General features: G+C 64.0%; 21 protein-coding genes. 6 read left to right on the top strand and 15 right to left on the bottom strand.

From position 1 onward, the window contains the following. The first annotated feature begins 119 nt into the window (after positions 1–119). Positions 120–1067 carry a DUF1853 family protein gene (locus tag ONG87_RS07060; protein WP_264382507.1) on the top strand — a complete coding sequence of 316 codons (948 nt, stop codon included), beginning with the start codon at positions 120–122 and terminating at the stop codon, positions 1065–1067. A gap of 71 nt (positions 1068–1138) precedes the next feature. Then, positions 1139–1687, top strand: coding sequence for a cytochrome b (locus ONG87_RS07055; RefSeq protein ID WP_122479040.1), 549 nt, complete (start codon positions 1139–1141; stop codon positions 1685–1687). Between the two features lie 4 nt (positions 1688–1691). Here ONG87_RS07055 and ONG87_RS07050 read toward each other — a convergent pair whose 3' ends face one another. Both ONG87_RS07050 and ONG87_RS07045 read right to left on the bottom strand, forming a co-directional pair. Beyond that, positions 1692–2582 carry a 1-aminocyclopropane-1-carboxylate deaminase/D-cysteine desulfhydrase gene (locus ONG87_RS07050; RefSeq protein ID WP_264382506.1) on the bottom strand — a complete coding sequence of 297 codons (891 nt, stop codon included), beginning with the start codon at positions 2580–2582 and terminating at the stop codon, positions 1692–1694. Between the two features lie 62 nt (positions 2583–2644). Further along, positions 2645–4681 (bottom strand): NADPH-dependent 2,4-dienoyl-CoA reductase, encoded by a 2037-nt coding sequence (locus tag ONG87_RS07045; RefSeq protein ID WP_264382505.1) that lies wholly within the window; start codon positions 4679–4681, stop codon positions 2645–2647. A gap of 187 nt (positions 4682–4868) precedes the next feature. Here ONG87_RS07045 and ONG87_RS07040 point away from each other — a divergent pair, with 187 nt between their 5' ends. Continuing rightward, on the top strand, positions 4869–5984 hold the full coding sequence (locus ONG87_RS07040; protein ID WP_264382834.1) for a nitrilase-related carbon-nitrogen hydrolase: 1116 nt from the start codon (positions 4869–4871) through the stop codon (positions 5982–5984). A gap of 4 nt (positions 5985–5988) precedes the next feature. Next, the gene (locus ONG87_RS07035) at positions 5989–7011 is read left to right on the top strand and encodes an AraC family transcriptional regulator (protein WP_264382504.1); all 1023 of its coding nucleotides are present in this window, start codon (positions 5989–5991) and stop codon (positions 7009–7011) included. A 13-nt stretch (positions 7012–7024) separates the two neighbouring features. On the opposite strand, the gene ONG87_RS07030 is transcribed toward ONG87_RS07035, so the two are convergent. From ONG87_RS07030 to mtnA, 13 genes are all read right to left on the bottom strand, one after another. After that, positions 7025–7891: a DUF2242 domain-containing protein gene (locus ONG87_RS07030; protein WP_264382503.1), complete on the bottom strand. Its 867-nt coding sequence runs from the start codon at positions 7889–7891 to the stop codon at positions 7025–7027. Positions 7892–8023: 132 nt separating this feature from the next. Continuing rightward, positions 8024–8359 carry a lipopolysaccharide assembly protein LapA domain-containing protein gene (locus ONG87_RS07025; protein ID WP_122479050.1) on the bottom strand — a complete coding sequence of 112 codons (336 nt, stop codon included), beginning with the start codon at positions 8357–8359 and terminating at the stop codon, positions 8024–8026. Positions 8360–8380: 21 nt separating this feature from the next. Then, entirely contained in the window at positions 8381–8674 is a 294-nt protein-coding gene (gene ihfB, locus ONG87_RS07020; protein WP_043187734.1) for an integration host factor subunit beta, read from the bottom strand. A 111-nt stretch (positions 8675–8785) separates the two neighbouring features. After that, positions 8786–9085, bottom strand: a complete 300-nt coding sequence (locus ONG87_RS07015) for a hypothetical protein (RefSeq protein ID WP_122479051.1) — start codon at positions 9083–9085, stop codon at positions 8786–8788. Between the two features lie 215 nt (positions 9086–9300). Beyond that, a complete protein-coding gene (locus tag ONG87_RS07010; RefSeq protein WP_122479053.1) occupies positions 9301–9600 on the bottom strand; it encodes a hypothetical protein in 300 nt (99 codons plus the stop codon). Positions 9601–9752: 152 nt separating this feature from the next. Beyond that, positions 9753–11441 (bottom strand): 30S ribosomal protein S1, encoded by a 1689-nt coding sequence (gene rpsA / locus ONG87_RS07005; RefSeq protein WP_122479054.1) that lies wholly within the window; start codon positions 11439–11441, stop codon positions 9753–9755. Between the two features lie 121 nt (positions 11442–11562). Beyond that, entirely contained in the window at positions 11563–12249 is a 687-nt protein-coding gene (cmk, locus tag ONG87_RS07000) for a (d)CMP kinase (RefSeq protein WP_122479056.1), read from the bottom strand. After that, positions 12246–14468, bottom strand: coding sequence for a bifunctional prephenate dehydrogenase/3-phosphoshikimate 1-carboxyvinyltransferase (locus ONG87_RS06995; RefSeq protein WP_122479704.1), 2223 nt, complete (start codon positions 14466–14468; stop codon positions 12246–12248). Before ONG87_RS06995 ends, cmk begins: the two co-directional genes overlap by 4 nt. Before the next feature lie 31 nt (positions 14469–14499). Next, positions 14500–15609: a histidinol-phosphate transaminase gene (gene hisC / locus ONG87_RS06990; RefSeq protein WP_122479057.1), complete on the bottom strand. Its 1110-nt coding sequence runs from the start codon at positions 15607–15609 to the stop codon at positions 14500–14502. 17 nt (positions 15610–15626) lie between these two features. Beyond that, positions 15627–16721, bottom strand: coding sequence for a prephenate dehydratase (gene pheA / locus ONG87_RS06985; RefSeq protein WP_122479059.1), 1095 nt, complete (start codon positions 16719–16721; stop codon positions 15627–15629). Next, positions 16721–17806, bottom strand: coding sequence for a 3-phosphoserine/phosphohydroxythreonine transaminase (gene serC, locus ONG87_RS06980; protein WP_122479705.1), 1086 nt, complete (start codon positions 17804–17806; stop codon positions 16721–16723). The genes pheA and serC overlap by 1 nt, the downstream gene beginning before the upstream one ends. A gap of 174 nt (positions 17807–17980) precedes the next feature. Beyond that, positions 17981–20785, bottom strand: a complete 2805-nt coding sequence (gene gyrA, locus ONG87_RS06975; protein ID WP_122479060.1) for a DNA gyrase subunit A — start codon at positions 20783–20785, stop codon at positions 17981–17983. Positions 20786–21097: 312 nt separating this feature from the next. Next, a complete protein-coding gene (gene mtnA / locus ONG87_RS06970) occupies positions 21098–22174 on the bottom strand; it encodes an S-methyl-5-thioribose-1-phosphate isomerase (protein WP_264382502.1) in 1077 nt (358 codons plus the stop codon). A 105-nt stretch (positions 22175–22279) separates the two neighbouring features. Here mtnA and ONG87_RS06965 point away from each other — a divergent pair, with 105 nt between their 5' ends. Together ONG87_RS06965 and ubiG are read left to right on the top strand one after the other, a co-directional pair. Then, the gene (locus ONG87_RS06965; RefSeq protein ID WP_264382501.1) at positions 22280–23608 is read left to right on the top strand and encodes a TRZ/ATZ family hydrolase; all 1329 of its coding nucleotides are present in this window, start codon (positions 22280–22282) and stop codon (positions 23606–23608) included. 57 nt (positions 23609–23665) lie between these two features. Further along, positions 23666–24364 (top strand): bifunctional 2-polyprenyl-6-hydroxyphenol methylase/3-demethylubiquinol 3-O-methyltransferase UbiG, encoded by a 699-nt coding sequence (ubiG, locus tag ONG87_RS06960; RefSeq protein WP_122479065.1) that lies wholly within the window; start codon positions 23666–23668, stop codon positions 24362–24364.

Raw genomic sequence — 24364 nt, 5'->3', positions numbered from 1 at the left:
TTCCACAACGCTGTCGCGCAACCGCCGGTTGCGGACACAAATACGGATCTGGATTATGGAGTAAAGCCGTTGCCGCACAAAACCCTTTCCACCACCGCGCCATTGACCGGGACCGTCCCATGAATCCATTCGCTGCCCTTGCCGACTTTCCGCGCCGCCTGCGCCAGCCCCAGGTGCGCGACCTGGCGTGGGTCATCCTCGCCCCACCCCTGCTGCACACGGCGCCCTGGCAGCAACGTCATCCACTGGCAGGCAGCACCTGGGCCGAACAGCCCGAGCACCTGCAGGCGTGGCTGAACGGTCTGGACGACGCCAGCCAACCGCTGCTCGACTGGCTGGCGCAGGCCCCTACCCGGCGCCTGGGCCTCTACTACGAGCGCCTCTGGCAGTTCGCCCTGCAGCAGGCTCCCGGTATCGAGCCGCTGGCGGCCAACCTGCCGATCCGCCGTGAAAAGCACACCCTGGGCGAGCTCGACATGGTGATCCGCGACCGCGACGGGGTGCATCATCTGGAACTGGCGATCAAGCTTTACCTGGGCCCGGTCGCCGCCGACGGTCGTGATGTCTTCCAGTGGCTGGGGCCCAACAGCCAGGATCGGTTGGGTCGCAAGCTGACCCACCTGACCGAGCACCAGCTGCCCATCTCCACCTCCAGCGAGGGTCGCGAGGCCATGCTGGCCCTGGGCATCGAGCAGTTCGACGCGCACCTGTGGCTCGGCGGCTATCTGTTCCATCCCTGGCCCGGCCAGGCACAGGCACCCGAGCACGCCCACCCTGATCATCTGCGCGGCAGCTGGGTGCATCAGCGCGACTGGCCCATTTTCGTCGAGCAACGCCCGGACGGTCGCTGGCAGCCGTTGCCGCGCGATGCCTGGCTGGCGCCGGCACGGCTCGCCGCCGCCGACGCCTGGGCACCCGACCAGCTCAAGGCCTGGATGCAGCAACTGGACCCGCTCGCCGCGGCGCAGATGCTCGTGCGCCTGACCCGCGACGACCACGGCGACTGGCAGGAAGCCGAACGGGTTTTCCTGGTCGCCGATGCCTGGCCGGCCCTGTCGGGCGTGTGAATCGCAGGGGCGGCTAAAGATGTCCACGGCCGGCCCGATACCCTGTGCATGACCGCCCGAGTAGTCACCCGATGAACTGGAGAAACACCCACGCCCGCTATGGCAGCCTGTCCATCGCCCTGCACTGGTCGATGCTGGTCCTGTTGGCCGCCACCTATGCCTGCATCGAGCTGCGTGGCCAGTTCGTCAGAGGCAGTGGCGCCCGCGCGCTGATCGTGCAGTTCCACTTCATGCTGGGCCTGAGCGTGGGGCTGCTGGTCTGGCTGCGTCTGCTGGTGCGCAGCCTGGGTGTCACGCCGCGCATCGTGCCGCCGCTGCCGGTGTGGCAGACGCGTCTGGCGAGCCTGATGCACGCCGCACTCTACGCACTGATGATCGGCCTGCCGCTGCTGGGCTGGCTGATCCTCAGCGCACAGAACAGGTCCGTATCGTTCTGGGGCATCGAACTGCCCCACCTGATCGCCGAAGACCGCGACCTCGGCGGACGTTTGCAGGAATGGCACATGAGCATTGCCGGCTGGGGCTATTGGTTGATCGGCCTGCACGGCGTGCTGGGCCTGGCCCACCATTACCTGCGCCATGACAACACCCTGCGACGCATGCTGCCGCACCGCGACTGACCGTTCAGGCGGCGGCGCGCCATCCCTGCAAGCCACCGGTGTGCACGAACACCAGACGACAACCCGGCCGCAGCGAGCCTGCCGCACAGGCATCGCGCAAGGCCCACAGCGCCTTGGCCGTGTACACCGGTTCCAATTGAATGCCCGACTCGGCTTCACAGGCGTGCATGAACGCGAGCAGTTCGCTGTCCATCCTGGCAAAGCCGCCGCGACTGGCGTCGATCAAGCTATGACCCTGGTCGCCACAAAGTGCATTGACCTGCTCGCTCACGCCATGCTTCGGCCCTACCGCCACCGCCCCGTACACCAAGCGGCGGCCGGCTTCGGCGAGGACCAGGCCAGCCAATGTCGTACCGGTACCCACGGCCAGCCACCATCCATCGAAATCGTCCCACCCCATGTCTGCGAGCTGCGCCTGCACCTGCAAGGGCAGGACGGCGCAGCCCTTGGCGCCCAGCAGCCCAACGCCGCCCTCGGGTACCGGCCGCAGATCGGGGTAGCGTGCCTGCCAGGGGGCCCAGAAGTCGTCCCGGTGGCGCTGACGATAGCCCTCGTAACCCAGCCAGTGCAGCTCCATGCCCCATTGCTGCAAGTCGCTCACGGTCGGCGTGGCCTGAGCATGGCCGCGCAGCAGCCCGACCGTGCGCAGGCCCAGGCGCTTGCCGGCGGCAGCCAGGGCATGCAGGTGATTGGAATGGGCCCCGCCCAGGCTGATGATGCCGCTGCAGCCACTGGCCTGGGCGGCCAGCAGGTGATGCTGCAACTTGAATGCCTTGTTGCCGCTGATGAGCGGGTCGACGAGGTCCAGGCGCAGCACGGCAGCCTCTATGCCGGCCGCGCCGAGCCAGGAAAGTCGCAAGGGTTGCAGCGGTGCACGCGGTAGATCGAGAAGCATGGATGCCTGGCCAGCCGAAGGAAACGAAGAGGGCCGCGTCGGGTCCGGCGCGGCAGCCGATTCTACAGCACCGCCGCCAGGCGCGAGCCTTGATCGATGGCCCGTTTGGCGTCCAGTTCGGCGGCCACGTCGGCGCCGCCGACAAGGTGCACGCGCTGCCCGGCTTCGCGCAGCCCCTGCTCCAGCTCGCGCAACGGATCCTGCCCTGCGCAGATCACTACGTTGTCCACTGGCAGCACCCGTGGCTCGCCCCCGGCGACCCGAACGTGCAGGCCGTCGTCGTCGATCTTCAGGTACTCGACGCTGTTGACCATGCGCACGCCCTTGTTCTTCAGACCGGCGCGATGGATCCAGCCAGTGGTCTTGCCCAGGCCGTCGCCCACCTTGCCGGCCTTGCGCTGCAGCAGATACACCTCGCGCGCCGGTGCATGGGTCTGCGCCGCAACCCCGGCCACGCCACCGCGGGCCTGCAGCGTCAGGTCGATACCCCATTCCTGCCAGAAGGCCTCGCGATCGAGGCTGGTGAAAGGCCCCTGATGCACCAGGAACTCGCTGACGTCGAAGCCGATGCCACCGGCGCCGATCACCGCCACACGCGGGCCCACGGGCCGCCTTTCGAGCAGCACGTCGAGGTAGCCGAGCACCATGGGGTGGTCGATGCCCGGGATGTCGGGCAGCCGCGGGGCAATCCCGGTGGCCAGCACGATCTCGTCGAAGCCACCCTTGACCAGCGCAGCGACATCGACCCGCGCACCCAGGCGCACGTCGACGCCGAGGCGGGTCAGCCGACGATCGAAATACCGCAGGGTTTCGTTGAATTCTTCCTTGCCGGGAATGCGCTTGGCCACGTTGAACTGACCGCCGATTTCATCACGGGAATCGAACAGGGTCACCGCATGTCCGCGCTCGGCCGCCACGGTCGCTGCGGCCAGCCCTGCCGGCCCGGCGCCGACCACGGCGATCCGGCGCACCTGAGTCACGGGCAGGTAATTGAGTTCGGTCTCATGGCAGGCGCGTGGGTTGACCAGGCAACTGGTCAACTTGCCGGCGAAGGTGTGGTCAAGGCAGGCCTGATTGCAGCCAATGCAGGTGTTGATCTCGTCGCCGCGGCTGGCCGCAGCCTTGTTGATGAATTCGGGGTCGGCCAGAAACGGCCGGGCCATCGAAACCATATCCGCGTCGCCCTCGGCGAGAACGCGCTCGGCCACCTCCGGGGTGTTGATGCGATTGGTGGTGATCAGCGGCAGGCGCACCGCCGTGCGCAGCTTGGCGGTGACCTTGCTGAACGCCGCACGTGGCACCTTGGTGGCGATGGTCGGAATGCGCGCTTCGTGCCAGCCGATGCCCGTGTTGATCAGGGTGGCCCCGGCAGCTTCGACGGCCTGCGCCAGTTCGACCACTTCCTCCCAGATGCTGCCGCCTTCGATCAGGTCGAGCATCGACAGGCGAAAGATGATGATGAACTCGCGCCCGACCGCCTGCCGCACCTGCCCGACGATCTCCACCGCCAGGCGCATGCGATTGGCATAGCTGCCGCCCCAGCGATCGCTGCGCTGGTTGCTGTGAGCCGCCAGGAACTGGTTGATGAAGTAGCCTTCCGACCCCATGATTTCAACGCCGTCGTAGCCGGCCGACTGGGCCAGCCGGGCACAGCTTACGAAATCGGCGATCTGTTTCCGAATGCCCTGCTCGTCCAGTTCCAGCGGCTTGAACGGGTTGATCGGCGCCTGGATGGCGCTGGGTGCCACCAGCTTGGGACTGTAGGCATAGCGCCCGGCATGCAGTATCTGCAGGCAGATCTTGCCGCCCGCCGCGTGCACGGCCTGGGTGACGATTTCATGCCGCTGCGCTTCCTCAGGCGTGCTCAGCTTCGCCGCCCCGGCATACACCCCGCCCTCTTCGTTCGGGGCGATGCCGCCGGTGACGATGAGGCCGACCCCACCCCGTGCACGCTCGGCGAAATACGCCGCCATGCGCTCGAAGCCACCGGGCTTTTCCTCGAGACCCGTGTGCATGGAGCCCATCAAGCTTCGGTTGCGCAGGGTGGTGAAGCCCAGGTCCAGCGGTGCCAGCAGATGAGGATAGGAAGCAGCGGCCATGGGAACTCCACAGGCGGATCACGGAAAAGTGCCAAGCCTCTTGCGGCGGGCTCGGTCACAGGTAGGGTCAAACAGTAGACACCCGAGCCGCACGCCTCAATGACCTGAAATGACAAGTCATTGATCATGCTGCACGCGACGTCTACCCTAGTGCGGATTCACGAACAGGAGCTGGTTGTTGTCCCTCATGCGCAAAATCCTGATGTCCGTGGTTGCCCTGCTTTGCCTGGCGGCGTTGAGTACCTACGCGCTGTGGACGACCCAGCGCCCCGCCGGGCACTACCTGTCCGACCTGCGCATCGAGCTCGATGGTGTCGACGGCGCGCCGTCCGAGCGCGGCAATCTGCTGGGGATCCAGCCCGAGCTGTTCCCGGCGGATTACCAGAGCGTCGAGCGCCTGCGCCTGAAACTGGCCGGATACCTGCAGCATGCCCAGGATGCAGGCCTTGTCGGCAGCAAGACCATCGTGGTCTTGCCCGAGCACATCGGTACCTGGTTATGGGCGGTGGGCGAGAAGAACGAGTTCTACCAAGTGGTGCATCGTCGCGATGCCGAACAGTGGCTGGCCGCCAGCAATCCATTGCGCCTGCTTGGCGGCTGGGCCATGGCCGAGGGCGAAGACCGCTTCGCCGACGCCTACCTGCGCATGAAGGCCGCGAGCATGGCCGAGCAGTACCAGCAGCTGTTTGGCGGCCTGGCCAGGCAATTCAGGGTGACCCTGGTGGCAGGCTCGATCATCCTGCCCAACCCTTCTGTCGTGGAGGGTCGCCTGCGAACCGGGAACGGCGCCTTGTACAACGCCAGTGTCGTGTTCGCACCCGATGGCTCCGTGCTGGGCCAGCCACAGCTCCAGCATTTCACCAGCCATCCCACTCGCCGCTACGTGCAACCCTTGGGTGACGCACCGTTCAACGTGTTCGACACCCCGGCGGGCAAACTGGCCGTCCTGATCGGCACCGACAGCTGGCATCCGGCGAGTCACGCCCAGTTGCGCCAGCAAGACGTGCAGCTGCTCGCGGTGCCCGCCTCGGTACTCGGGCGTGGGCGCTGGTCCGAGCCCTGGCGCGGCTTTCGCATCGACGCAACGCCGAGCGATGTCGCCCTGTTGCCCGGCGAGGTCAGCGAGGCCCAGGCCTGGCAACGGCTGGTCGCAGAAAGCGCGCCACTGGCAAGCATGACCGTGTTCATGGGCGGGCACTTCTGGAATCAGTTCTACGAAGGGCACAGCTTCGCCCGCCAACGCGAGCGTTTCGGCCAGGTCGGCGACGGGCGTGGCGCGCGCCTGATCAATCTGTGGCTGTAGGCGCGTGAGCGGCCAGCGGATCAAACTCGGCGACCTGTCGGTCGGCTTCACCCAGAGCCTGGCACAGGCAGTGCGCAGCCATGGCCACGACCCGCTGCCCCTGTTGGCCAAGTATGGGTTGGAGCCAAGCCGGCTCAACGTCGCCGGAGCGCGACTGACCATCGCCCGCTACATGCGCCTGGGCCATGCGGCGATCGCCCTTACCGGCGACCCCGCGCTGGGCCTGCGCATCGGCCAGGCAAGCCGCCTGAGCCAGGCAGGCCTGGCCGGCGTCACGGCCGCGCAGGCACCGACAGTGCGCGAGGCAGCCCGTACGCTGATTCGTTTCGAACCCCTGTACGCCGCCAACTATCGCGGGCAATCGAGTTTTCACGAAGACCGCGAAGGCGCCTGGCTGCGGTTCTATTCGATCAGTCCCTACAATGCCTACAACCGTTTTGTGGTGGACTCGCTGCTGACCGGCTGGCTGCAGCAACTGACTGCACTTGCCGGGCAGAACGTGATTGCACAGCGGATGGAAATCGAGTTCGACCCGCCCGGCTATGCAGCACACTACCCCGCCCATACCGCCTTCAACTGCGAGCACAACCAGCTGCGCCTGACCCATGCCAGCCTGAACCTGCGCAACCCCGAGCACTGCCCGAGCACCTGGCAGCATTTGTTGCAGCTGTGTGAACAGGAACTGGAGCGTTTGACGCGCGTGCGCACCGTTGGCGAGCGGGTCGCCCAACTGCTGGGTTCACAGCTCAACGGCGGACGCGAGCCGACGCTGGACGAAATCGCTGCCTGCCTGAAGATGCCGGCCTGGACCTTGCGGCGCAAGCTGACCCACGAGGGCACGCAGTTCCGCTCGATTCTCAACGACACCCGCCGTGACTTGGCGCAGACCTACATCCGCGACACCGAACTTGCATTCGGCGAAATAGCCTACCTGCTGGGATTCACATCGGCCGAGGCTTTTCAGCGCGCCTTCAAGCGCTGGTGCGCAATGACGCCCGGCGAGTACCGCCGCGCCAGCCGTCAGTGACCCCAGCGCTCGCTCAGGGCTGCGAAACGGGCGCCTCTACAGAGGGCGCCTGCGGTACGGCCTCAGGGGTCGCCTCGGTGGCCTCGGTGGCCTCGGGAACCGCGATGACTTCGATGGGGGCCGGTTGTGCCGGGGGCGCGACAGGCTGCGAAGCCTCCTGCTCGGGCACCACCTCTGCCTGCTGCGCCTGAGCGGGCGGAGTCGGCGGAACCAGCGGCGCGGCTACAGGCACGACTGGCTTCGCAGTCGCAGGCGCTATAGATGCAGCGGGGGCCGCAGGTGCAGTGTCCGGCATGCCCAGCTCATCCTTGACAGGCGGGGTCGATACGACCTTCTTCGCCTGCACGGGCATGAAGCTCTCCACCAGAGAGAAATAACGGTCGTAGAACTTGTCCGACGCCACCGTTTCACTGGCCACCTTGACCATGGAATCGTCGGTGGAACCGATCGGCATCGAGACCGAACCCAGCACCCCCACGCCTACGCTTGCCGAGTTGTTGACCTTCTTCAGCGCATAGCGATCCTGCAGCGCATTGGCGAACAGCGTGGAGCTGTGCTCGCTGTTGGCATCGGCGACGCAGACTACGTTGAAACTGATCTCGAGATGACTCTCGCCGGTCTGCTGGAAGCTCTTGTGTCCACTCACCTGACGCGGATCGTTGCTGGTGATGATGTAGCCCTGGCTCAGCAATGCCCGACGCGCGGCTTCACAGGAGGCGATATCGCTGACCGGGTAGTTTCGAGAAAACGTACCTGAGTCAGCAAAATTTTCATGTTCGTAGATGGCGGTCTTGGGGGAGGAACACCCTGCCAGGCCGAGCCATGCAAGAACCAGCACGGCGCCTGGAAGGTGTCGCCCGTAACGGAATGGAAATGACATTATGGGTCCTGGAAAACGGTCTGCGGCTATTGTGCAACAGAACGCGCTGGCACGGCGCAGGAAATGCCGTTCGCTCAGGACACGCGGTAATACGCGATGTTTCCGCAGTGGATACGGAACCCTCAGGACGTATTACTTGACCACCGCCTGCTGGGGTGCGGCAACAGTGGCTTTCGAATCGGTGGATGCAGCGGCCAGGGTTGCACGTTGCTCCGCCCGGGCCTTGGCGCGCAGCTGCTTGCGCCAACGGTGCTTGCTGCTCAGGGCGATATACCAGCCGAACAATGGCCCGATCAGCATGCCTGCCAGCACGCCTGCCAAGACGAACACAGACACTGGCAACGACGGGGTGGACCAACCAAGAGCGCTCAACGCAACGGCCTGTTGGTTCTCCAGTACGAACACCAGCACGACAGCAGCGACTGCCAGGAAAATCAGCACCAGCAGCAACTTCTTGAGATTACGCAAAGCCTTCTCCTTCAACGTCGATCAAGCGAGCTCTTCGTCTTCGTTCACCCGATCGCGCAATTCCTTGCCGGGCTTGAAATGCGGAACGAACTTGCCATCCAGGCTCACCGACTGCCCGGTCTTGGGATTGCGTCCGACCCGAGGGGCGCGATAGTGCAGGGAAAAGCTGCCGAAACCACGTATCTCGATCCTGTCACCTGTGGCCAGGCACTGCGACATTTGCTCGAGCATGGTCTTGATGGCCAATTCCACATCCTTGGATGAAAGTAGACCTTGATGGGTGACAATACGTTCGATCAATTCCGACTTCGTCATATTTTTCCCTTCTTTATCAAGCAGCTAGATCAGTGCTTAGAAGGTTTTAGCATGGCTTGACAGATTTGAACAGCCCGACTCTTGACTTCTTGAAAATGAGTTGTGCGTGCCCTATTTGAACGCAGTGCTCTTGCGGCACTTGACGATCATGCTGCGCGTGGAATAACCCGCGGGGTTGAGGCCGAAGACATAGTCGTCCGGTTCTTCCTTGACGTCACTGGACTTGGCGAGGGTACGGTAACCGGCAGGGCCGCAGGCCGATTCGGCCTCTTTCTCGCACTGGGCCCAGGACGAGGTCAGTCCGGAACAGGTGATGTGCAATCCACGACTGCCGCGCTTGCCGTGGGACGTGGAGGTGGCGGCGCAGGCGGTCACCAGCAGCAATGCTGCGATGAGCAGGGTAAATTTCATGACTCGGGCCTTGTCTACTTCTGGGAGGGACACGGGTTCAAGGAGCAGGAATTCAATCGAAAACGATGACTGGCAATACACCACCTACCCTATCCAAGTAGATGGCCGATTACTAATTTACTTCAGGCGGGTGTCAGAGACGTGACGGAAAAGTTTGTAACCATTCGTATGTCATTTACCAGCCGCAGGTCAGCTGGAGCAACTTCAAGGGCTACTCAACCTTGACCGTTGCAGCGCACGAACATGGTTCGGCTGGCCATGCCCGGATTCCAGCCAAGGAAGCCGTCTTCGGGCTCTTCCTTGATATCGGAAGTCTTCGCCAGGACTTTGTAGCCCATCGCGCGGCAGGCATGCTGCGCTTTGTCATAGCACTTGCCCCAGGACGAGCCCAGGCCACTGCAATTGATCTGCAATGCCTGCATGCCCCGATAATCTCGTTTGACCACCGACGTGGTGGAGCATGCGGATGTCAGACCCACTACGACGAACAGCACTGCGGTTACTACGGTTTTCATCCCTGGAGATCCTTGGGTATTCACTTATCCCTTTGAGCATCCGAGGTCGGGGTTAGTTCGGCGCCCGCCGCGTTCAACTCTCGACACGGCACGAATCGCAGGCACAAAAAAGGGCGACCGAAGTCGCCCTTTTTCTACAGGTCAAACAGAACTTAGTTCTGCTTTTCCATCTGAGCACGCAGCAGGTCGCCCAGAGTGGTCGGACCGGCAGCGATATCCGAAGTGGCTGGCTTCTCGCGCAGGCTCTGGATAGCTTCTTTCTCGTCTTCAACGTCTTTCGATTTGATCGACAGTTGGATGACGCGGGACTTGCGGTCGACGCTGATGATCTTGGCTTCGACTTCTTCGCCTTCCTTCAGAACGTTGCGCGCGTCTTCAACGCGGTCACGGCTGATTTCGGAAGCTTTCAAAGTGGCTTCGATGTCGTCGGCCAGGGTGATGACAGCGCCCTTGGCGTCGACTTCCTTGACGATACCGCGAACGATGGCGCCCTTGTCATTGGCAGACACGTAGTCGGAGAACGGATCTTCTTCCAGCTGCTTGATGCCCAGGGAGATGCGCTCGCGCTCTGGATCTACCGACAGGATGACGGTGTCGAGCTCGTCGCCCTTCTTGAAACGACGTACGGCTTCTTCGCCCACTTCGTTCCAGGAGATGTCGGACAGGTGAACCAGACCGTCGATGCCGCCGTCCAGACCAATGAAGATACCGAAATCGGTGATCGACTTGATGGTGCCGGAGATCTTGTCACCCTTGTTGAACTGGCCAGAGAAGTCTTCCCACGGGTTCGACTTGCACTGCTTGATGCCCAGGGAGATACGACGACGCTCTTCGTCGATGTCCAGAACCATGACTTCCACTTCGTCGCCGACTTGTACGACTTTCGAAGGGTGGATGTTCTTGTTGGTCCAGTCCATTTCGGAAACGTGTACCAGGCCTTCCACGCCTTCTTCCAGCTCTGCGAAGCAGCCGTAGTCGGTCAGGTTGGTGACGCGCGCCATGACGCGGGTGCTCTCTGGGTAACGTGCCTTGATGGCAACCCATGGATCTTCGCCCAGCTGCTTCAAGCCCAGGGAAACACGGTTGCGCTCGCGGTCGTACTTCAGGACCTTGACATCGATCTCGTCGCCAACGTTGACGATTTCCGATGGATGCTTGATGCGCTTCCAGGCCATGTCGGTGATGTGCAGCAGGCCATCGACGCCACCCAGATCGACGAATGCGCCGTAATCCGTGAGGTTCTTGACGATACCCTTGACTTGCTGACCTTCCTGCAGGGATTCCAGCAGAGCTTCGCGCTCGGCGGAGTTCTCGGCTTCCAGGACACTGCGACGGGAAACGACAACGTTGTTGCGCTTCTGGTCCAGCTTGATGACCTTGAATTCGAGCTCTTTACCTTCCAGGTGGGTGGTGTCGCGCACAGGGCGGACATCGACCAGGGAACCAGGCAGGAACGCACGGATGCCGTTAACGTCGACAGTGAAGCCGCCTTTAACCTTACCGTTGATAACGCCCTTGACCACTTCCTCGGCGGCGAAAGCTGCTTCCAGAACGATCCAGCACTCGGCACGCTTGGCTTTTTCGCGGGACAGCTTGGTTTCGCCAAAGCCGTCTTCTACCGCGTCCAGCGCAACGTGAACTTCGTCACCGACCTTGATGGTCAGTTCGCCAGCGTCGTTGTAGAACTGCTCGAGCGGGATGACACCCTCGGACTTCAGGCCGGCGTGGACAGTAACCCAGTCACCGTCGATATCGACAACGATACCGGTGATGATTGCGCCTGGCTGAAGATTGAGAGTTTTTAGGCTTTCTTCAAAGAGTTCTGCAAAGCTTTCGCTCATTTTAATTCCTGTAGATTTGGGCGAAACATACGCCCATCAGCCACGCTCCAGACAACGTGGGTTTCGTTCAAGTAAAAGAAAGCCACCGGGATGTTGACTGGGTTCCCGTATGGCTTCTTCGTCACCCGGCGATGTCGCGTAGTGCGATCTCGCTCATGATGCGTTCCAACACCTGCTCGATGGACAACTCCGTGGAATCCAGCTGTATGGCATCGGCCGCCGGCTTGAGCGGGGCCACTGCGCGCTGGGTGTCACGCTCATCGCGTGCACGTATCTCATCTAGCAGACTCGACAGACTAACATCGTTGCCCGCTGCCTTCAACTGCAAGTAACGCCTGCGCGCACGTTCCTCCGCGCTGGCGGTGAGGAACACCTTCAACGCCGCTTCGGGGAACACCACCGTGCCCATGTCGCGACCGTCGGCCACCAGGCCCGGCGACTCCTGGAATGCCCGCTGGCGCTGCAACAGCGCGTCGCGCACTGCCGGCAGGGCCGCGACCTGGGAGGCGCCGGCACCCACCTGCTCGTTGCGGATATCGCGGGTGACGTCGTCGCCTTCCAGCACGATGCGCTGGGGCTGGCCGTCGGCGGCGGCGATGAACTGCACATCGAGATGGGCTGCCATCACCATCAGCGACGCTTCGTTGCTCAGATCGACGCCATGGTTGCGTGCCGCGTAGGCCAGCAAGCGATACAGCGCGCCTGAATCGAGCAGCTTCCAGCCCAGGCGCTTGGCGAGGATACCGGCGATGGTGCCCTTGCCCGAACCGCTTGGCCCGTCGATGGTGATGACCGGCGCCTGGTTCACGACGCGCCCTCTTCGGCCACGTTGATACCCACCTGGGCGCAGAGACCGAGGAAGTTGGGGAACGAAGTGGCGACGTTGGCGCAGTCGTGGATGCGGATCGGCGCACTGGCGCGCAGCGAGGCAACACTGAAGGCCATGGCGATGCGGTGATCGCCGTGGCCGTGGACCTCGCCGCCGCCCATGGCCGGCAGCCCATGACCGACGCCGTCGATGATGATGCCGTCTGCGGTCGGCTCGCATTTCACACCGAGCGCCAGCAGGCCGTCGGCCATGACCTGGATACGGTCGGATTCCTTGACGCGCAGCTCTTCGGCGCCGCGCAGCACGGTGCGCCCTTCGGCGCAGGCCGCAGCCACGAACAGCACCGGGAACTCGTCGATTGCCAGGGGGACCAGCGCCTCGGGGATCTCGATACCCTTGAGTCGAGCCGCCCGCACGTGCAGGTCGGCAACCGGCTCGCCACCCACTTCACGCTGGTTTTCCAGGGTGATGTCGGCACCCATCAGGCGCAGGATATCGATGACACCGGTGCGCGTCGGGTTGATACCCACGTGCTCCAGGGTCAGGTCCGAGCCTTCGGCGATCGAGGCGGCCACCAGGAAGAATGCGGAAGACGAGATATCGCCGGGCACTTCGATGTGGGTCGCCTTCAGCGTGTGGCCGGACTCGACCGACGCCTGCGGGCCATTGACCTCGACCGGATAACCGAAGCCGCGCAGCATCCGCTCGGTGTGGTCGCGGGTCGGTGCCGGCTCGGTGGTGGTGGTCTTGCCTTCGGCCCACAATCCGGCCAGCAGCAGGCAGGATTTGACCTGTGCGGAGGCCATCGGCAGCGTGTAGTCGAGCGCCTTGAGCCGCTGCCCGCCGCGGATCACCATCGGCGGACGACCCTCGGCCGCCGTCTCGATGACCGCGCCCATTTCCCGCAGTGGATTGGCCACGCGGTTCATCGGGCGCTTGGACAGCGAGGCGTCGCCGGTCAACGTGGTGTCGAAGCTCTGCGCCGCAAGAATGCCGGCGAGCAGGCGCATCGAGGTCCCGGAGTTGCCCAGGTAGATCGGCCCGGGCGGCGCCTGCAGGCCGTGCAGACCGACACCATGGATGGTCACCCGGCCCTGGTTGGGACCTTCGATGACAACGCCCATGTCGCGGAAGGCCTGCAGGGTCGCCAGGGCGTCCTCGCCTTCGAGGAAGCCTTCGACTTCGGTAGTGCCCTCGGCCAGGGAGCCGAGCATGATCGAGCGGTGCGAAATGGATTTGTCACCCGGTACGCGAATGCGGCCCTTGAGGCTGCCACCGGGTTTGCCCAGGAAGATCAGGTCGTCGTTGGAATTCATAGCGTCCACATAGGCCCGACGGGCCAGGATTTTACTGAAATGCTCGCGGGCCACCTTGGCGCGTGTGAACACGCCCAGCAGGTGATGCCCATCCCCTGCATCGACCGCGTCGCGCAGGGCGTCGAGATCGCTGCGAAATGTATCGAGTGTGCGCAGTACAGCCTCGCGGTTGGCGAGGAAGATGTCGTGCCACATGACCGGGTCACTGCCGGCGATCCTCGTGAAATCACGGAAACCGCCCGCAGCGTAGCGGAAGATTTCCAGGTTTTCACTGCGCTTGGCCAGCGAATCGACCAGGCCGAACGCCAGCAGGTGCGGCAGGTGACTGGTGGCGGCAAGCACCTCGTCGTGACGCTCGACCTCCATGTGCTCGACGTCCGCACCCAGGGCGCGCCACAGGCCATCGACGCGTTGCAACGCATCGGGCGCGGTTTCGGCCAACGGCGTGAGGATCACCTTGTGCCGCTTGAACAGCCCGGCATTGGCCGCCTCTACCCCGCTCTGCTCTGAACCGGCGATCGGATGGCCCGGAACGAAGCGTGACAGGTCCCCGCCAAAAGCGTCGCGAAAGGCCCGTATCACATTGCCCTTGGCGCTGCCGACATCGGTGATCACGGCTCGGCCCAGGTCAAGCCGGGCCAGGGCCGCCAGCAGTTTTTCCATGCCCAGGATCGGCACCGCCAACTGGATCACGTCGGCGCCGACACAGGCACGGGCCAGCTCGCTTTCGCAGCGGTCGACCACGCCCAACTCGACGGCCCGCAGGCAGGCGCGCGAATCGAGATCGACCCCCACCACTTCGTCGGCCAAGCCACTTTGCTTGATGCCCTTGGCGAACGAGCCGCCGATCAGTCCCAGCCCCACAACCACCAGGCGGCCTATTCTGGCAGCGCCCGGTTGCAATTGCGTGAACTCAGACACGGGCCAGCACCAGGCGCAACGCCTCCAGGAAACGGCTGTTTTCCGTGGCCAGGCCGATGGTCACGCGCAAGTGGTTGGGCATGCCGTAGCCGGCCACCGGGCGCACGATCACCCCTTCGCGCAGCAGCCCCTGATATACCGGCCCGGCAACGCGACCCACGTCCACGGCAATGAAATTGCCCTTGGAAGGAATCCAGTCCAGGCCCAGCTCGGCGAACCCCGCCTCCAGCTGCTGCATGCCGGCACTGTTGAGTTCGCGGCTGCGCTGCAGGTAGTCGGTGTCCGTCAGCGCGGCGCAGGCGGCAGCCAATGCCAGGCTGTTCACGTTGAACGGCTGGCGGACACGATTGAGCACATCGGCAATGACCGGCGACGACAAGCCATAGCCTACCCGCAGCCCAGCCAGGCCATAAGCCTTGGAAAAGGTGCGCGAGACCAGCAGGTTCGGGTAGCGCGCCAGGTAGTCGAGGCCGTCGGGCAGCTCGCCACCGACGGCGTACTCGATATAGGCCTCGTCGAGCACCACGACCACGCTGGGCGGGACCGCGGCGAGGAAGTCTTCCAGCGCCTGCGGGCCGAACCAGGTACCGGTCGGGTTGTTCGGGTTGGCCAGGAACACCACGCGGGTCTTGTCGTCGATCGCTGCCAGCATCGCCGGCAGGTCATGGCCGAACTGCCTGGCCGGGATGACCCGCGCACCGGCATTCACGGCCTGCACGACCAATGGATAGACGGCAAAGGCGTGCTCGCTGAACACCGCGTTCAAGCCCGGTGCCAGGTAGGCTCGGGCGACCAGTTCGAGAATGTCGTTGGAGCCGTTGCCCAGGGTCACCTGGTCCAGCTGTACGCGACACTGCTGCGCCAGCAGGGTCTTGAGGTCGAAGCCGTTGCCGTCGGGGTAGCGTGTGAGCTCGGCCAGTTCGCGTTCGATCGCGGCACGGGTCTTGGGGCTTGCACCCAACGGGTTCTCGTTGCTGGCCAACTTGATGATGTTGGCCGGATCCAGGTTCAGCTCTCTGGCCAGCTCATCCACCGGCTTGCCGGGAACGTAGGGGGACAGTTGTTGAACGCCGGTCTGGGCCAGGGCAAGGAAATCGGTCATGCGTACTAACCCTTCTGTTAAAGAACCGCTTTGGGGTATGAGCCCAGCACCTTGAGTGCCACGGCTTCCTGACTGATCTGCTCCAGCACGCCCTTGATCAACGGGTCGCGGTGATGGCCGATGAAGTCGATGAAGAACACGTAGGTCCATTTGCCGCTGCGCGATGGCCGTGTCTCGATTCGGGTAAGGTCGATGCCGTTGTCGTGAAACGGCACCAGCAGCTCGTGCAACGCACCCGGCCGGTTGCTCATGGACACGATGATCGAGGTCTTGTCGTCGCCGGTGGGCGGCACTTCCTGGCTGCCGATGATGAGGAACCGTGTGGCGTTGTCCGGACGGTCTTCGATCTTCTCGGCCAGGCGCTCCAGACCATACAGGCCGGCAGCCATGTCGCCGGCGATGGCCGCCGAGTTCCATTCGCCCTTGACCCGCTTGGCCGCCTCGGCATTGCTGGCGACCGCGATGCGCTCGACGTTCGGGTAGTGCGCGTCCAGCCACTTGCGGCATTGCGCCAGCGACTGTGCGTGGGAATAGATGCGACTGATGCTGTCGGTCTTGGTGTTGTCGCCGATCAGCAGGTGGTGGTGGATGCGCAGTTCGACTTCGCCGCAGATCACCATGTCGTGTTCGAGGAAGCTGTCGAGGGTGTGGTTCACCGCGCCTTCGGTGGAGTTTTCCACCGGCACCACGCCGAAGTTGACCGCACCTGCAACCACCTCGCGGAACACTTCGTCGATCGCCGCCATGGGCTTGCTGATCACAGCGTGGCCGAAGTGCTTCATGGCAGCTGCCTGGGTGAAGGTGCCCTCGGGGCCCAGGTAGGCGACCTTGAGCGGGTTCTCCAACGCGAGGCAGGATGACATGACCTCGCGGAACAGGCGCGCCATCTCCTCGTTGCTCAGCGGCCCCTTGTTGCGCTCCATGACCCGCTTGAGCACTTGCGCCTCGCGTTCGGGCCGATAGAACACCGGCACCTCGCCTTCGGCCAGCGCGGCCATCTTCACCCGCGCGACTTCTTCGGCACAGCGGGCGCGGTCGCTGATCAGCTCGAGAATCTTCTCGTCGAGGCTGTCGATGCGTACCCGCAAGGCCTTGAGTTCATGTTCGGACATCAGCCGTTTTCCTTTTCGAACTCCGCCATGTAGCCGACCAGCGCTTCGATGGCGTCAAGGCCCAGGGCGTTGTAGATGGAGGCGCGCATGCCACCGACCGAACGGTGACCCTTGAGGTTGAGCAAGCCGCGCGCATCGGCGCCGGCCAGGAATGCCTTGTCCAGACGCTCGTCCGCCAGGCGGAACGGCACGTTCATCCAGGACCGGGCGTTGACCGAGATCGGGTTGCTGTAGAAATCGCTGGCATCAATGAAGCCGTACAGGCGGTCTTTCTTGGCACGGTTGCGGGCTTCCATGGCCGCAACGCCGCCCTGCTCCTTGAGCCACTCGAACACCAGGCCCGAGAGGTACCAGGAGTAGGTCGCAGGCGTGTTGTACATCGAGCCGTTGTCGGCAGCGATCCGGTAATCGAGCATGGTCGGACAGGCGCTGCGCGCCTTGCCCAGCAGATCTTCGCGCACGATCACCACGACCAGGCCGCTGGGGCCGATGTTCTTCTGCGCGCCGGCATAGATCAAGCCGAACTGGGACACGTCGATGGGACGCGAGAGAATGTCCGAGGACATGTCGACGACCAGTGGCGTATCACCGGTCTGCGGCACCCAGTCGAACTGCAGGCCACCGATGGTTTCATTGGAAGCGTAGTGGACGTAGGCCGCGCCGGGCGTCAGTTTCCACTCGTTCTGGCCGGGGATGGCCAGGTAGTCGTAGGGCTTGGCGCTGGCAGCGACATTGATGTTGCCGTAGCGACGCGCTTCCTCGATGGCCTTCTTCGACCAGATACCGGTTTCGACGTAGTCCGCCGTGCCGCTTTCGGGAAGCAGGTTCAGGGGGATTTCGGCGAACTGCTGGCTGGCGCCACCCTGCAGGAACAGGACCTTGTAGTTGGACGGGACGCCAAGCAGGTCGCGCAGGTCTTGTTCGGCCTTTTCGGCGATGGCGGTGTAGTCCTCGCTGCGATGGCTCATCTCCATCACCGAAAGGCCCTTGCCACGCCAGTTCAGCATTTCCGCCTGGGCGCGCTGCAGCACAGCTTCGGGAAGCGCAGCGGGGCCTGCGCAGAAGTTAAAGGCTCGATTGCTCACATCCACTCTCGCTCTGCTTGAATTCGGGCCTGGCCCGGGTGTGTCCGCCGGAAGATCGGCAGTGCTGTCTTCGCGGCGGCTGACCGCTCCCACGAGGCTCCCGATGCAACGGAGAACTTGTGGGAGCGGGCTCTGCCCGCGAAGGGCGCACCGCCCAATCCCCTGCCCTACAGCTTACTCCTCGGGCGCTTCGTCGGCGGCATCGGGCTCGACATCACCCTGGGCCACTTCGGAATCGACCGCATCGCCGCCTTCGGCGCTTTCAACGCCTTCGACACCCTCTTCCAGCTCGTCATCCTCGACTTCCGATGGCTCCTGGACTCGCTCCAGGCCCACCAGCTTCTCGTCGGTGACCAGCTTGATCAGAGTCACGCCCTGGGTGTTGCGGCCCAGGCTGGAGACTTCGCCAACACGGGTGCGCACCAGCGTGCCCTGGTCGGAGATGAGCATGATCTCTTCACCTTCCTGGGACTGGATCGCGCCAACCAGCTTGCCGTTGCGCTCCTTGGTGACCATGGCGATCACGCCCTGGCCGCCACGGCCGCGACGGGGGAACTTGCTCAACGGCGTGCGCTTGCCGAAGCCGCGTTCGGAGGCGGTGAGAATCTGCGCGCCGGATTCGGGGATCAGCATGGAAATCAGCTGCTGGCCCTTGCCCAGGCGCATGCCGCGGATACCGCGGGCACCACGGCCCATCTGCCGCACCACGCCTTCGGCGAAGCGGATCACCTTGCCGGCGTCGGAGAACAGCATGACTTCCTTGGCGCCGTCGGTGATGGCTGCGGCGATCAGAGTGTCGCCTTCCTTGAGTTTCAAGGCGATCAAGCCGCTGGAGCGCGGACGGGCGAACTGTGCCAACGGCGTCTTCTTGACCGTACCGAAGGCGGTCGCCATGAAGATATAGGCACCGGTAGGCTCGGCCACCAGCTCGGGGGTGTCGCCCTCGTCGCCTTCAACGGCTTCGACGACTTCTTCGGCCTCGACGATTTCGCCTTCGAGGACGGTATCGTCGGCGTCGTCGAGGTCTTCGTCGGCGCCGGCGGTGGCCTGCAGGGCCTCGAGGTCGATCTGCAGCATGGTGGTGATGTACTCGCCATCATCCAGCGGCAGCAGGTTGACCAGCGGACGGCCGCGCGCAGCACGGGATGCCTCGGGAATTTCATAGGTCTTGAGCCAGTACACCTTGCCCTTGCTGGAAAACAGCAGCAGCGTGGCATGGCTGTTGGCGACCAGCAGGTGCGAGATGTAGTCCTCGTCCTTGACGCCGGTGGCCGACTTGCCCTTGCCGCCCCGGCGCTGGGCCTGGTAGGACGACAGCGGCTGGGTTTTGGCGTAACCACTGTGGGAAATGGTCACCACGCGCTCTTCTTCCGGGATCATGTCGCCCAGCGTCAGGTCGAGGCGCGAATCGAGGATCTCGGTCCGGCGCACATCGCCATATTCGGAGCGGATCAGTTCCAGTTCCTCGCGGATCACTTCCATCAGCCGCTCGGCGCTGTTGAGGATGCGGATCAGCTCGGCGATCTGGTTGAGGATCTCCTGGTACTCGGCCAGGAGCTTTTCGTGCTCCAGACCGGTCAGGCGATGCAGGCGCAGCTCGAGGATGGCCTGGGCCTGTTCCGGCGACAGGAAATACTTGCCGTCGCGCAGGCCGTACTGTGGATCGAGGTTTTCCGGACGCGAGGACTCGGCACCGGCACGCTCGACCATGGCCACCACGGCGCTGGACTCCCACGGCGTGCTGATCAGCGCTTCCTTGGCCTCGGACGGCGTTGGCGAGGCCTTGATCAGGGCGATGACCGGATCGATGTTGGACAGCGCAACCGCCTGGCCTTCGAGAATGTGGCCGCGCTCGCGCGCCTTGCGCAGTTCGAACACGGTGCGCCGGGTAACGACTTCACGGCGGTGGCGAACGAAGGCTTCGAGCAGGTCCTTGAGGTTTAGGATGCGCGGACGGTTGTCGATCAGGGCAACGATGTTGATCCCGAACACGGCCTGCAGCTGGGTCTGGGCGTAGAGGTTGTTGAGGATCACCTCCGGCACTTCACCGCGGCGCAGCTCGATGACGATGCGCATGCCGTCCTTGTCGGACTCGTCGCGCAACTCGGAGATGCCTTCGAGTTTCTTCTCTTTCACCAGCTCGGCAATCTTTTCGATCAGGCGGGCCTTGTTCAACTGGTACGGCAGCTCGGTGACGACGATCTGCTGGCGACCGCCGACCTTGTCGATATCCTCGACATGGGAGCGGGCGCGCATGTAGATCCGGCCACGACCGGTGCGGTAGGCCTCGATGATGCCCTGGCGACCGTTGATGATGGCGGCAGTCGGGAAGTCTGGCCCGGGAATGAACTGCATCAGTTCATCGATGGTGACGTCCGGGTTGTCGATGACCGCCAGGCAGCCGTCGAGCACCTCGCCCAGGTTGTGCGGCGGGATGTTGGTCGCCATGCCCACGGCGATACCGCTGGAACCGTTGACCAGCAGGTTGGGGATGCGCGTCGGCATGACCGCAGGGATCAACTCGGTGCCGTCGTAGTTGGGCACCCAGTCGACGGTTTCCTTGTGCAGGTCGGCCAGCAGCTCGTGGGCCAGCTTGGTCATACGCACTTCGGTGTAGCGCATGGCGGCGGCGTTGTCGCCGTCCACGGAACCGAAGTTGCCCTGGCCATCGACCAGCAGGTAGCGCAGCGAGAACGGCTGGGCCATGCGCACGATGGTGTCGTAGACCGCGGTATCACCGTGCGGGTGATACTTACCGATCACGTCACCGACCACACGGGCCGATTTCTTGTAGGGTTTGTTCCAATCGTTGCCCAGCTCACTCATCGCAAACAGAACGCGGCGATGCACGGGCTTCAAGCCATCACGTGCATCAGGCAGTGCACGACCGACGATCACGCTCATGGCGTAGTCGAGGTAGGACTGTCTCAGCTCGTCTTCGATATTGACCGGGAGGATTTCTTTGGCCAGTTCGCCCATGAGAAGCCTGATTCCTTTTTCTGGTGAAACTCCGTTGCCTCCCTGTGAGAAGAACGAAGCTTGCCACCGCTGGCCGATGCCAACGGCGACTTACGACAAATCAACGAGTTACGCCTTGGACCTGCGGCGTTGGGGGGACACCGCGATGCACCCCCGAAAACCGCCGGATGGTAGCACAATCGCCGTCAGACACCTATCCCCTTAAACCCTGACAGGACCCTTGATCGGGTGAGATCAAGCCTCTCACACGGCGCTGCGGCGCTGCTAGGCCAGCACCGCATCGAAAAAGGCCGATTTGTCGGTGCGGCGAACTCAATGCAGGCGCCGGCGACACATCAGCTGCGCCAGCTTGGCCGTATCAGGCCGCTCGACGATGCCCTTTTCAGTGACGATCACGTCGATCAGGTCGGCCGGCGTCACGTCGTGGACCGGATTGAACGCTTCGACATCCGCGCCGATGCCTGTCCCGGACACTTCCAGAAGTTCTCGGCCATCGCGTTCGAGCAGGGGGATGTCATCGCCGCTCTCCAGCGCCATGTCGATCGCCGCACTGGTGGCTACCACCATGAAACGAACACCGTGGTGCATCGCGCAGACCGCCAGCTGGTAGGTGCCGATCCGGGCCGTGATATCGCCGTTGGCGGCGATCCGCTCGGCACCGACGATTACCCAGGTGATGCCCTTGCTTTTCATCAGGTGCGCAGCTGCCGAGTCGGCGGCCACGGTCACCGGCACGCCCTCGCTGGACAGCTCCCAGGCGGTCAGCCGCGAGCCTTGCAGGCCCGGCCGGGTTTCGCCGACATAGACGCGTTCGAGCATGCCGTCGTGGAACGCGGCGCGCACCACCCCCAGCGCCGTGCCGAACCCGCCGTTGGCCAGAGCACCGGGATTGGCGTGGGTCAGCACGGTCTGCAGATTGCCCTGGTGCCGACGGATCAATTCCACGCCCAACTGAGCCATGGTCAGGTTGGCTTCGCGGTCGCTTTCGTGAATGGCCAAGGCTTCGGCCTCGAGCGCGGGCAGCGGGTCCTCGCCGGCACGCACCCGGCCCAGGCGCTCGCGCATGCGCTCCAGCGCCCAGAACAGATCGGCGGTGGCCGGGCGGATCGCCGCCAGCAGGCGCAGGTCCTCGTCCAGCGCGGTGCGCCAGTCAGGCCCGGCCGCACGGTGCAGGCGTGCCGCCAGCACTACCGCATAGGCAACGCTGATGGCAACGGCCGAGGCACCGGCCACGACCCCGATGCGCACCGCGTCGGCCACGCCGGGTGCATCGATACAGGGGCGCCAGACCTGCTGCGCAGGCAGCGCGCGCTGGTCGAGCAGGTGCAACGCGTCACCTCGCCAATCAACGGCTTTGACCCGTTCCGCCGCCAACAATCGATCACGCATGCCCCACTCCGTACTCAGACACCAAAAGCGCTCGATTATAGCGAGCCCCCGTCCAAGACGCTCGGGTATACTTCGCCATCACCTGCCGAAGCCCCGGAACTTGCCATGCCCGATGTCGATACCGCCCTGGACCTGCTGCTACTGCCCACCTGGCTGGTACCGGTCGAGCCCGCCGGTGTCGTGCTCGAAGACCATGCCCTGGGTATCCGCGACGGCCAGATCGCATTCATCGGCCCGCGCAGCGCAGCCGCCCGGCTGCAGGCGCGAGAAACCCGCGAACTGCCGGGCCAGCTGCTCGCTCCGGGGCTGGTCAATGCCCACGGGCACGCGGCCATGACGCTGTTCCGCGGCCTGGCCGACGACCTGCCGCTGATGACCTGGCTCGAACGACACATCTGGCCCGCCGAGGCACGCTGGGTCAGCGAGGCGTTCGTCCGCGACGGCACCGAGCTGGCCATTGCCGAGCAACTGCAAGGCGGCATCACCTGCTTTTCCGACATGTATTTCTTTCCCGAAGTGGCCGCCGAGCGCGTGCACGCCAGTGGCATGCGCGCACAGATCACCGTGCCGGTGCTGAACTTCCCCATTCCCGGCGCGCGTGATGCCGACGAGGCGCTGCACAAGGGTGTCGAGCTGTTCAACGACCTCAAGCACCATCCACGCGTCAGCATTGCCTTCGGCCCCCATGCGCCCTATACGGTGAGCGACGAGAACCTGGAAAAGATCCGGGTACTGGCGGACGAAATGGATGCCGCCATCCACATGCATGTTCACGAAACCGCAGGCGAAGTGCACGATGCCCTGCAACAGAGCGGCGAGCGTCCGCTGGCCAGGCTGGCCCGCCTCGGCCTGCTGGGGCCGCGCTTCCAGGCGGTGCACATGACTCAGATAGACGACGCCGACCTCGCGCTGCTGGTGGAAAGCAACAGCAACGTCGTGCACTGTCCGCTGTCCAACCTCAAGCTGGCCAGTGGCTTCTGTCCGGTGGAAAAGCTCTGGCAGGCCGGCGTCAATGTGGCCGTGGGCACCGACGGGGCGGCGAGCAACAACAGCCTCGACCTGCTCGGCGACACGCGCATCGCAGCGCTGCTGGCCAAGGCCGTGACCGGTTCGGCGACCGCATTGGATGCCCATCGCGCACTGCGCATGGCCACCCTCAATGGCGCCCGAGCCCTGGGCATGGAGACGCACATCGGCTCGCTGGAGGTCGGCAAGGCTGCGGACCTGGCGTCGTTCGATCTGTCCAGACTGGCTCAGCAGCCGGTCTACGACCCGGTGTCGCAACTGATCTACGCCAGTAGCCGCGATTGTGTCCGGCATGTCTGGGTCGCCGGCAGGCAACTGCTCGACGAAGGTCGCCTGACCCGCCTGGACGAGCAACTGCTGCGTGACAAGGCATGCGCCTGGGGCGAGCGTATCGCCGCCGAGCGATGACGACTGCGCCGCCCGGCCCTACAGAATTCAAGAATCACATCGTTTAGAGGACACCCAATGAGCAACGTCGACCACGCTGAAATCGCCAAGTTCGAAGCCTTGGCGCACCGCTGGTGGGATCGCAACAGCGAGTTCAAGCCGCTGCACGACATCAATCCGTTGCGCGTCAACTGGATCGACGAGCGCGTCAACCTGGCGGGCAAGCAGGTCCTGGATGTAGGTTGCGGCGGCGGTATCCTGAGCGAGGCCATGGCCCTGCGCGGCGCCAAGGTCACCGGGATCGACATGGGCGAGGCGCCGCTGGCGGTTGCCCGCCTGCACCAGCTGGAATCCGGGGTGGAAGTGGAATACCGCCAGATCACCGCCGAAGCCCTGTCGGCCGAATGCCCGCAGCGCTTCGATGTGGTCACCTGCCTGGAAATGCTCGAACACGTGCCAGACCCTTCGTCGGTGATCCGCGCCTGCTTCCGCATGGTCAAGCCTGGCGGCCAGGTGTTCTTCTCGACCATCAACCGCAACCCCAAGGCGTACCTGTTCGCGATCATCGGCGCCGAGTACATCATGAAGCTGCTGCCGCGCGGCACCCACGACTTCAAGAAATTCATCCGCCCTTCCGAGCTCGGCGCGTGGAGCCGCGAGGCCGGACTGACCGTCAAGGACATCACCGGCCTGACCTACAACCCGCTCACCAAGCACTACAAGCTGGCTTCGGACGTCGACGTCAACTACATGATCCAGACCCTTCGCGAGGAATGA

Origin of the sequence: Pseudomonas sp. MM227, from assembly GCF_947090715.1 — a bacterium.
Taxonomy (GTDB): domain Bacteria; phylum Pseudomonadota; class Gammaproteobacteria; order Pseudomonadales; family Pseudomonadaceae; genus Aquipseudomonas; species Aquipseudomonas baltica.
This window is presented reverse-complemented; position numbering and strand designations above follow the sequence as displayed.